Source organism: uncultured Nisaea sp. (assembly GCF_963974195.1).
Classification (GTDB): domain Bacteria; phylum Pseudomonadota; class Alphaproteobacteria; order Thalassobaculales; family Thalassobaculaceae; genus Nisaea.
Map to the genome: position 1 here is coordinate 20,279 of NZ_CAXBDC010000057.1, position 9,330 is coordinate 29,608.

Here is a 9,330-nt window from a genome sequence, read left to right on the forward strand (position 1 = left end):
AGGGGGATTAAAGGCATGAACGACCAACTGACACCGCTGCTGCGGGTCAGGGACTTGCAGGTTGCGTTCGACGTGTCGGGCGGGGAGCTGCTTGCCGTAAACAGGGTGTCCTTCCAGGTTCGTGCCGGTAAGACCGTGGCTCTGGTTGGTGAATCCGGCTCCGGCAAGAGTGTTGTCAGCCAGGCCATCATGGGTCTGCTTCCCCCGATTGCCCAGATCCGCAACGGCTCCATCCTGTTCGCGGATGACCGTAAAAAAGGCACGATCATCGACATCGCCCGGCTCAATCGCAACAGCAAGGCGATGCGGCAGATCCGTGGCGGCCAGATATCGCTGATTTTCCAGGAACCGATGACCTCGCTCTCGCCGCTGCACACGGTGGGTAACCAGATCCGCGAGGCACTGGAACTGCACCGGGACGTTTCCGGCCGCGAGGCGCAGGAACTGACCGAGGATATGCTCCGGATGGTCGGTTTTCCGGACCCGGTCCGGGCGATGCGCACATATCCGTTCGAGCTGTCCGGCGGTTTGCGGCAGCGGGCGATGATCTCGATGGCGCTGATCTGCCGTCCGTCCCTGCTGATCGCCGACGAGCCGACCACCGCCCTCGACGTCACCATCCAGGCGCAGATCCTGAAGCTGATGAAGGATCTGCAGGCCGAGCTCGGCATGGCGGTGCTGATGATCACCCACGATCTCGGTGTCGTTGCCAACATGGCCGACGATGTTGTGGTCATGTATCGCGGCCGGGTGATGGAAAGCGGCACGCGCGAGCAGTTGTTCAATGATCCGCAACACCCCTACCTGAAGGCCCTGATGGCGGCGGTGCCCCGCTTCAACATGGAGCCGGGCGAAAGACTGATCCCGATCCGTGACATCAAAAGCGAAACCGGACATCTGCTGGCGCCGACCGAGGCCGCGAAGGCTCCGGTCGACAGCAAGAAGCCGATCCTGAAGGTCGAGAGCCTTTCGAAATGCTTCACCATCCGTCAGGGCTCCTGGCTCTCCAGCGAGGAATCGAAGGTCTATGCGCTGGACGATGTGAGCTTCGAGGTACGGCCGGGTGAGTGTCTTGGCCTTGTCGGGGAATCCGGCTGCGGCAAGACCACTCTCAGCAAGACCATCATGCGGGCTCTGACGCCGGATCAGGGGGCCGTCACCTATGCGGACCAGGATGGCGAGATCGATGTGCTGGGCCTTGATGGCGACCGGCTCACCAATTTCCGCCAGAAGTTGCAATTCGTTTTCCAGGACCCGTTCAGCTCTCTCAATCCGCGCATGACGGTGTTCGATATCGTCAGTGAGCCGCTGGTGATCCACGGCATCGGCGACGATGCCTATCGCCGCGAGATGGTATCGGAGCTGATGAAACTGGTCGGGCTCGATGCCCGGCACCTGAACCGCTATCCGCACAGTTTCTCCGGCGGCCAGCGTCAGCGCATCGGCATTGCCCGGGCGCTGGCCCTGAAACCGCGCATGCTGATCTGCGACGAGCCGGTTTCCGCGCTGGATGTCTCGATCCAGGCGCAGGTGCTGAACCTGCTGAAGGACCTGCAGGAGCAGCTCAACCTCACCTATCTCTTCATCTCCCACAATCTGGCGGTGGTGGATTACATCGCGGACCGGATCGCGGTGATGTGCGCCGGACGGCTCGTCGAGCTGGCGCCGCGCGAGGAGTTGTTCCACAATCCGGTGCATCCCTACACCAAGGCACTGCTCCGCGCGGTTCCGGATCCGAGCCTCGACAACCCGCTTGATTTCGGTGCCGTAATGGATAATCGCTGCTCGATCCCGTCCGAATGGCCGGCCCCGTTTACGGTCAGCGAGGAAACGCATCCGCGCCTGATCGATCTGGGCGACGGGCATTTCGTGCGGGCGGATGAATCGGCCCTGACCCTGAGGCTGGCATCGTGAAACACTGGTACGCGCTCCCGGTCTTTTTGATCGTGCTCTTGACGGCGGCCCTGCCGGGTTTCGCCGGGGAGGTGCCGGCTCTTGAAGGGCGTGTGGCCGCCGGGGAACTGCCCGTAATGGCCGACCGGTTGCCGCAACCGCCGCTGACTGTCGATTTCGAGGCGCGCGGCGCGGAGCTCGGCCAGTATGGCGGCACACTCCGCATGCTGATGTCGCGGAGCAAGGACACGCGGCAGATGACCGTTTACGGCTATGCCCGTCTTGTCAGCTACCAGCCCGGCGATTACGAGCTTTTCGCGGATATTCTGCAGGATTTCATCGTCGAGGATGAGCGGGTCTTTACCTTCATTTTGCGCAAGAATCACCGCTGGTCCGACGGTCACCCCTTTACCTCCGAGGATTTTCGCTACTTCTGGGAAGACGTTGCGAACAATCCGGAACTGTCACCGGCCGGCCCGCCAAGCGTCATGATGCTTGATGGCGAGGCGCCGCTGTTCCAGGTGATTGATGAGCGCACGGTGCGGTATTCCTGGTCCAAGCCGAACCCGGATTTCCTGCCCGCGCTGGCAAAGGCAAGCCCGCTCTATATCTACCGCCCGGCGCATTATCTGAAGCCCATGCATGCCGCCTATGCCGATCCGGCCGAACTCGATAAGCGGGTGGAAGAGGCAAAACAGCGGAACTGGGCCGCGCTGCATAACAAGATGGATAATCTCTACCGGATGGATAATCCGGACCTGCCGGTGCTGCAGCCCTGGAAAGTGACGGGCAATGCGACCTCGACCCGGTTCCGGTTCGAGCGCAATCCCTACTTCCACCGGGTCGATCCCAAGGGCCGCCAGTTGCCCTATATCGACGAAGTGATCTTCGACATTGCCAGCCCGGGGCTGATCCCGGCCAAGGCCGGTGCCGGAGACGCGGATCTGCAGGCCCGTTATCTCTCCTTCGACGATTATACCTTCCTGAAGGAAGCGGAAGACTGGTTCCCGTTCGACACCCGGCTGTGGCGCACGGCCAAGGGCGCGCATATGGCGCTGTTTCCCAACCTCAACGCCGTCGATCCGGTCTGGCGCGCGCTGTTTCGGGACGTCCGGTTCCGGCGCGCCCTGTCGCTTGCCGTCAACCGGCACGAGATCAATCAGGTGATCTATTACGGCCTGGCCTATGAGGGGAACAATACGGTTCTTCCCGCATCGCCGCTGTACCAGAAGGATTACCAGACCCGCTGGGCCACGTTCGATCTGAAGCGGGCGAATGCGCTGCTTGATGAAATAGGACTCAAGCGTGGCGATGATGGTCTGCGCCTGCTGCCGGACGGCCGGCCGATGGAGCTGATTGTCGAGACGGCGGGCGAGAGCACGGAGCAGACCGACGTGCTGTCCCTGATCCATGATTCCTGGCTCGATGCGGGCATCAAGCTGTTTACCCGGCCGTCCCAGCGCAACGTCTTCCGTAACCGGATCTTTGCTGGCGAAACGCTGATGTCTGTCTGGTTCGGAGCGGAGAACGGGCTGGCGACAGCGCTGAACAGCCCGCAGGATTTTGTTCCGTTCACGCAACAGCAGCTGCAATGGCCGAAATGGGGTCAGTTCATCGAAACCGGCGGCATGTCCGGCGAGGCGACGGATATCGAGGCGGCGAAGCGGCTTGAAGAGCTTTACGTGATCTGGCGCGACGCCTCTAAGCGGGCCGTGAAGAAAGGCGCCTGGGAAGAGATTTTGCAGATCAACGCCGATCAGGTCTTCAGCATCGGGCTGATTTCCGGCGTGCTGCAGCCGGTCGTGGTCTCGAACGCGCTCCATAACGTGCCGAAGGAAGCCGTCTATAACTGGGATCCGGGGGCCCATTTCGGGGTCTATCTGCCGGACACCTTCTGGTTCGGCGATATGCCGGCCGGTAATGCAAGCGCGGATTAGGGGAGAGAACCGGTGCTGACCTACCTAGCCCGCCGCATTCTGGTCATGGTGCCGACGCTGATCGCGATCAGCATCATCACCTTCATCATCATCCAGCTGCCGCCCGGCGATTATCTGACAACGATGATCAACGAGATGCAGAGCCAGGGCGAGAATGTCGACCAGTCCAAGATCGAGGCATTGCGTGCGCAATACGGTCTCGACCGGCCGATGTACGAGCAATATTTCCACTGGGCGACCGGCCTGCTGCAGGGTGATTACGGTTATTCCTTCGAGTATCAGCTGCCCGTCGCGGATGTGGTCGGCGACCGGGTGTTCCTGACCTTTGTGCTGAACTTCGCCACCATCATCTTCATCTGGGTGATGGCCTTCCCGATCGGTATTTATTCGGCGACGCACCAGTACAGCCTTGGCGATTACGGCCTGACCTTCATCGGTTTCATCGGTTTGGCCACACCGAACTTCCTGCTCGCCCTGATCCTGCTCTATCTCGCCAATATCTGGTTCGGGACCTCGATCGGCGGGCTGATGGATCCGCAATATCTGGATCAGCCCTGGAGCGGCGGGAAGGTGATGTCGGTGCTGGAGCATCTCTGGGTGCCCGTCGTCGTCATTGGCACGTCCGGCACGGCGGCGATGATCCGCCGCCTGCGGGCCAATCTGCTGGATGAGCTGCAGAAGCAATATGTGGTCACGGCGCGGGCCAAGGGCATGCATCCCTTCAGGGCGCTGATGAAATATCCGCTGCGGATGTCGCTGAACCCCTTCATCGCCGATATCGGCAACATGCTGCCGCAGGTGATTTCCGGCTCCGCCGTGGTTGCCATGGTGCTGTCCCTGCCGACCACGGGACCGATGCTGATCGGGGCGCTGCAGAGCCAGGACATGTATCTCGCCGGCTCCTTCCTGATGTTCCTGGCGTTGCTGACGGTGATCGGCATGTTCATCTCCGATCTGCTGCTGGCCGTTCTCGATCCGCGCATCAGGCTCGGCGGGGGGACGAACCGATGAGCATCGTTTCGGGCGAGGGGCCGCGCACGGACCATTACGTCAACCGGGAGCCGTTCGACCCTGATTCGGACACCGTGCTGACGCCGGAGCAGGAACGCTATTACATGGCGTCCCAGTGGCAGATGATGTGGTGGAAGCTGAAGCGCCACCGTATCGCTGTCGTCTCGGGGCTGTTCCTGATCCTGCTTTATCTCTCGACCATCATCAGCGAGATGATCGCGCCCTATGGCCTGGTTACCCGGCATACGGACCATATCTATGCGCCGCCCCAGCCGGTGCATCTGTTCCACGAAGGATCGTTCGTCGGGCCGTTCGTCTATGGACTCGACTACACGCTGAACATGCGCAACCTGAAGCGCGAATACACCGATAACCCGGAGAAGGTGGAGGAGCTGCGTTTCTTCTGCAGCGGTGACGATTACCGGTTCTGGGGCATGGTGGAGATGGATTTCCATCTGGTCTGTCCGGCCGAGGGCGGGACCTTCTTCCTGCTCGGCACCGACCGGCTCGGCCGGGACATGTTCTCGCGCATCATCTACGGCACCCGGATCTCGCTCACCGTTGGCCTGATCGGCATTGCCGTCAGCTTTGTCCTTGGCATCGTGATTGGCGGTCTGGCCGGTTATTATGGCGGCTGGGTGGACAGTCTGACCCAGCGGGTGATCGAGGTGATCCGGTCCTTCCCGGAGCTGCCGCTCTGGATGGCTCTCTCGGCCGCCCTGCCGGTGACCTGGAGCCCGATCCTGATCTATTTCGGGATCACCATCATTCTTGGCCTGCTGGACTGGACCGGACTTGCCCGTGCGGTGCGTTCCAAGCTGCTGGCCCTGCGCGAGGAGGATTTCGCCGTCGCCGCCCAGCTTATGGGGGCGAAGCCGAAACGGATCATCGGGCGGCACCTGCTGCCGAGTTTCATGAGCCACCTGATCGCCTCGGCCACGCTCTCCATTCCGTCGATGATTCTTGGGGAGACGGCGTTGAGTTTTCTCGGCCTCGGGCTGCGTCCGCCGATCACCTCCTGGGGGGTGCTGCTGACGGAAGCGCAGAACATCAACGCGGTGGAACTCTACCCCTGGATCATGACTCCGGTGGTGCCGGTAATCCTTGTTGTGCTGGCCTTTAACTTCTTTGGTGACGGTCTGCGTGACGCGGCGGACCCCTATAAGTAGCCGCCGCGCGCGTAACCACACTTGAAACTGCGATCCGACTGTGATTGAAAGCGCCGGAAATCGGCGCGGAGACCTGATGATGCCAGCTTATCGCACTCTTGAAGATATTGACGCTCGTGGCCGGACCATTTTGCTCCGTGTCGACCTGAACGTGCCGATGAAAGATGGCGCGGTGACGGACGCGACGCGGATCGAACGTGCCGTGCCGACGATCCGGGCGCTTCGGGGCAAGGGCGCGAAAGTCGTGGTTCTGTCCCATTTCGGCCGTCCGAAGGGGGCACGGGTTCCAGAAATGTCGTTGGCGCCGATCGTGGCGCCGCTGTCCGGCGCTCTTGGCGGTGACCCGGTCAGCTTCGCGGAAGACTGTATCGGAGAGAAAGCGGAGATGGCTGTCGGCGCCATGAAAGAGGGCGACGTGCTTCTGCTGGAAAATCTCCGCTTCCATGCCGGTGAGGAAAAGAACGCGGAAGATTTCACCGCGGCTCTGGCAAAACTCGGCGATGTCTATGTGAATGACGCCTTTGCCACGGCGCACCGTGCGCATGCCTCGACCGAAGGCCTGGCCCGGCACCTGCCGGCTTACGCGGGCCTGCTGATGCAGGCGGAGCTGGAAGCGCTGGGACAGGCGCTGGAAGCGCCGAAGCGCCCGGTGGTTGCGGTTGTTGGCGGGGCCAAGGTCTCCACCAAGCTGGAATTGCTCGGCAATCTGCTGCCGAAAGTGGATTACCTGATTATCGGCGGCGGTATGGCGAACACCTTCCTCCACGCCCAGGGACATGAGGTTGGCAAGTCTCTCGCCGAGCGGGATCTGGCCGACACCGCACGCAAGATTATTACGAAGGCGGAACAGGAAGGCTGCACCATCTGCCTGCAGACCGACTGTGTTGTCGCGGGCGAGTTTGCGGCGGGGGCACCGTCCGAAGTGGTCCCGGTCACGGCCGTGCCCGAGGACAAGATGATCCTCGATGCCGGCCCGGAAAGCGTTGCCCGGTTCGCGGATGTTCTGAGGGAGAGCGAGACGCTGGTCTGGAACGGCCCGCTCGGCGCTTTCGAGATCACGCCATTCGATGCCGGTACAGTCTCTCTCGCACGGACGGCGGCGGAGCTGACCGATCAGGGTGCGCTGCTCAGCGTGGCAGGCGGCGGCGATACCGTTGCCGCGCTCGTTCATGCGAAAGTGGCTGACCGTTTCAGCTATGTTTCGACGGCAGGCGGCGCTTTCCTTGAGTGGATGGAGGGTAAAACCCTTCCCGGCGTGGCCGCCCTGATGGTGAGCCGCTGACGGCGCCAACTGCCGCGAATCGCCGGGTTTCCGGGGGTCATCTTGACTTTTAACCATTCTTCAACCATATTTACGGTGTTGGAGAAGGTAAATGATTCCCGCAGTCCCGGTATCAGTTCCGCTAAACGCGACACTCCCGACACTGGTTGCCCCCCGGCCGGTGGAACAGGAGCGCGACCGGAATAATCGGCCACTGACGGCGGCGGCCATCTCCAGTACCGACGAAGGCAGTGATATTCAGGGCGATAACGAGCGAGCAACCGCGCTCCGAAACTCAGCCCGCAGGGAGAGTCAACGCCAGCGCGGCGACGAGATAGACATCTTCGTCTGACCTCGCCGAAACCCCCAGAGTTAATGCGCGGCCTTGCAAAGGGCCGCGCTTTCTTTTGCCTGCTCTGCTCTGTTACGGTTTCCACGCATTTGTAAGAGCTTGATCAGGTGGTGAGCAGCATGGCCGTGGACCGGTCGGAACTGAAAGGCCCGGTAACGAAACTTGTACCGGAAGGGGATGAACGCGAGCGGCTGGTCTGCACCGATTGCGGCTTCATCAATTACATAAACCCGAAAATCGTCGTCGGTGCCGTGGTCACCTGGGAGGACAAGTTCCTCCTGTGCAAACGGGCGATCGAACCCCGCATCGGCTACTGGACCCTGCCTGCCGGTTTCATGGAAGAGGGCGAGTCGACCCAGGACGGGGCCGCCCGGGAAGCCTGGGAAGAGGCTAATGCCCGGATCGAGATCGGCCCGCTGCTCGGCGTCTACAACATTCCCCGGATCAGCCAGGTGCAGATGATCTACCGCGCCCGGCTGCTGTCACCGGACGTCTCACCCGGTATTGAATCCGAAGATGTCGGCCTCTTCACCTGGGACGAGATCCCGTGGGACGAGATCGCCTTCCCGACGGTGCATTGGGCCTTCGCCCATTACCGGGAAACGCTGGGCCAGGGCGAATTCGCCCCGCGCTCCGAAATGCCGATGGGTGTTTGAAGAGAATTATCTCATCGTCATCCCGACCTCCGTCGGGATAGCGGTGTAGGGGAAACCTAATCGAGTCCCATCAGATCGCGAGCAAAACGATCCGCGTCGAAGGGTTGCAGGTCTTCCGCGCTTTCGCCGACACCGACCGCATGGACCGGTAGTTCGAACTGATCTGCCAACGCCACCACAACACCGCCGCGCGTGCTGCCGTCGAGCTTGGTGATGACGAGGCCACTGACCTCGACCATTTCCTTGAACGCCTTGACCTGATTGTGCGCGTTCTGGCCGACCGTGCCGTCCAGCACCAGCACACAATCGTGCGGTGCCGTCTCGTCCTGCTTGCGGATCACCCGGATCACCTTGGCCAATTCTTCCATCAGCTCGGCCCGGTTCTGCAACCGGCCTGCCGTGTCGATCAGCAGCACGTCCGCACCGGCGGCTTTCGCCTCGTTGATGGCGTCGAAGGCGAGGGCGGCGGCGTCCGATCCTTGCGCTTTGGCAATGACCGGGGTGCCGGTCCGCTCACCCCAAACCTGAAGCTGCTCGATGGCGGCGGCGCGGAAAGTGTCTCCGGCGGCCATCATCACCGAGAGGCCGCGCTCCTTGAACTGCTTGGCCAGCTTGCCGATGGTCGTGGTCTTGCCACTGCCGTTCACACCGACCATGAGGACGATATGCGGCTTCCGGCCGGTGGCGACATCGAGTGGTCTGGCGGCCGGGCGCAGGATTTCCGCGATATCCTCGGCGAAAGATGTCCGGACCTCTTCGTCGGTGACGTCCTTGCCGAATTTCGCTTTCGAGAGGCTGGCGATCAGCCGGGCGGATGTCTCGATACCCAGATCGGCGGTGATCAGGACGTCTTCCAGCTCTTCAAGGCTGGCATCGTCCAGCCTCTTTGTGGTGAAGACACCGGAAATGCCTCCGACCAGTTTTGAAGAGGACTTGGCAAGCCCGTCCTTCAGGCGCCGGAACCAGCCCCGGCGCTCTCCGCCTTCACCCTGCTCGTCACTCATGCGGCGGATTTCCGTTCGATCTGTCCAAGAAGATGGGTGCCGTCCGT

At 61.7% G+C, this 9,330-nt stretch carries 8 protein-coding genes; 7 read left to right on the top strand and 1 reads right to left on the bottom strand.

Features of this window, described 5'->3' with window-relative positions:
• The first annotated feature begins 15 nt into the window (after nucleotides 1-15).
• From AAC126_RS13480 to AAC126_RS13510, 7 genes are all read left to right on the top strand, one after another.
• Nucleotides 16-1,914, top strand: coding sequence for an ABC transporter ATP-binding protein (locus tag AAC126_RS13480; RefSeq protein WP_339854147.1), 1,899 nt, complete (start codon nucleotides 16-18; stop codon nucleotides 1,912-1,914).
• Nucleotides 1,911-3,830 carry an ABC transporter substrate-binding protein gene (locus AAC126_RS13485; RefSeq protein ID WP_339854149.1) on the top strand — a complete coding sequence of 640 codons (1,920 nt, stop codon included), beginning with the start codon at nucleotides 1,911-1,913 and terminating at the stop codon, nucleotides 3,828-3,830. The genes AAC126_RS13480 and AAC126_RS13485 overlap by 4 nt, the downstream gene beginning before the upstream one ends.
• A 12-nt stretch (nucleotides 3,831-3,842) precedes the next feature.
• Entirely contained in the window at nucleotides 3,843-4,841 is a 999-nt protein-coding gene (locus tag AAC126_RS13490; protein WP_339854151.1) for an ABC transporter permease, read from the top strand.
• On the top strand, nucleotides 4,838-6,010 hold the full coding sequence (locus AAC126_RS13495) for an ABC transporter permease (protein WP_339854152.1): 1,173 nt from the start codon (nucleotides 4,838-4,840) through the stop codon (nucleotides 6,008-6,010). The genes AAC126_RS13490 and AAC126_RS13495 overlap by 4 nt, the downstream gene beginning before the upstream one ends.
• 79 nt (nucleotides 6,011-6,089) lie before the next feature.
• Nucleotides 6,090-7,292, top strand: coding sequence for a phosphoglycerate kinase (locus AAC126_RS13500; protein ID WP_339854160.1), 1,203 nt, complete (start codon nucleotides 6,090-6,092; stop codon nucleotides 7,290-7,292).
• 91 nt (nucleotides 7,293-7,383) lie between these two features.
• Entirely contained in the window at nucleotides 7,384-7,623 is a 240-nt protein-coding gene (locus tag AAC126_RS13505) for a hypothetical protein (protein ID WP_339854154.1), read from the top strand.
• A gap of 119 nt (nucleotides 7,624-7,742) precedes the next feature.
• Nucleotides 7,743-8,279 carry an NUDIX hydrolase gene (locus AAC126_RS13510; RefSeq protein ID WP_339854162.1) on the top strand — a complete coding sequence of 179 codons (537 nt, stop codon included), beginning with the start codon at nucleotides 7,743-7,745 and terminating at the stop codon, nucleotides 8,277-8,279.
• A 56-nt stretch (nucleotides 8,280-8,335) separates the two neighbouring features.
• Here the strand turns inward: AAC126_RS13510 and ftsY are convergent, their stop codons facing one another.
• Nucleotides 8,336-9,283 (bottom strand): signal recognition particle-docking protein FtsY, encoded by a 948-nt coding sequence (gene ftsY, locus AAC126_RS13515; RefSeq protein ID WP_339854156.1) that lies wholly within the window; start codon nucleotides 9,281-9,283, stop codon nucleotides 8,336-8,338.
• Nucleotides 9,284-9,330: the final 47 nt, after the last annotated feature.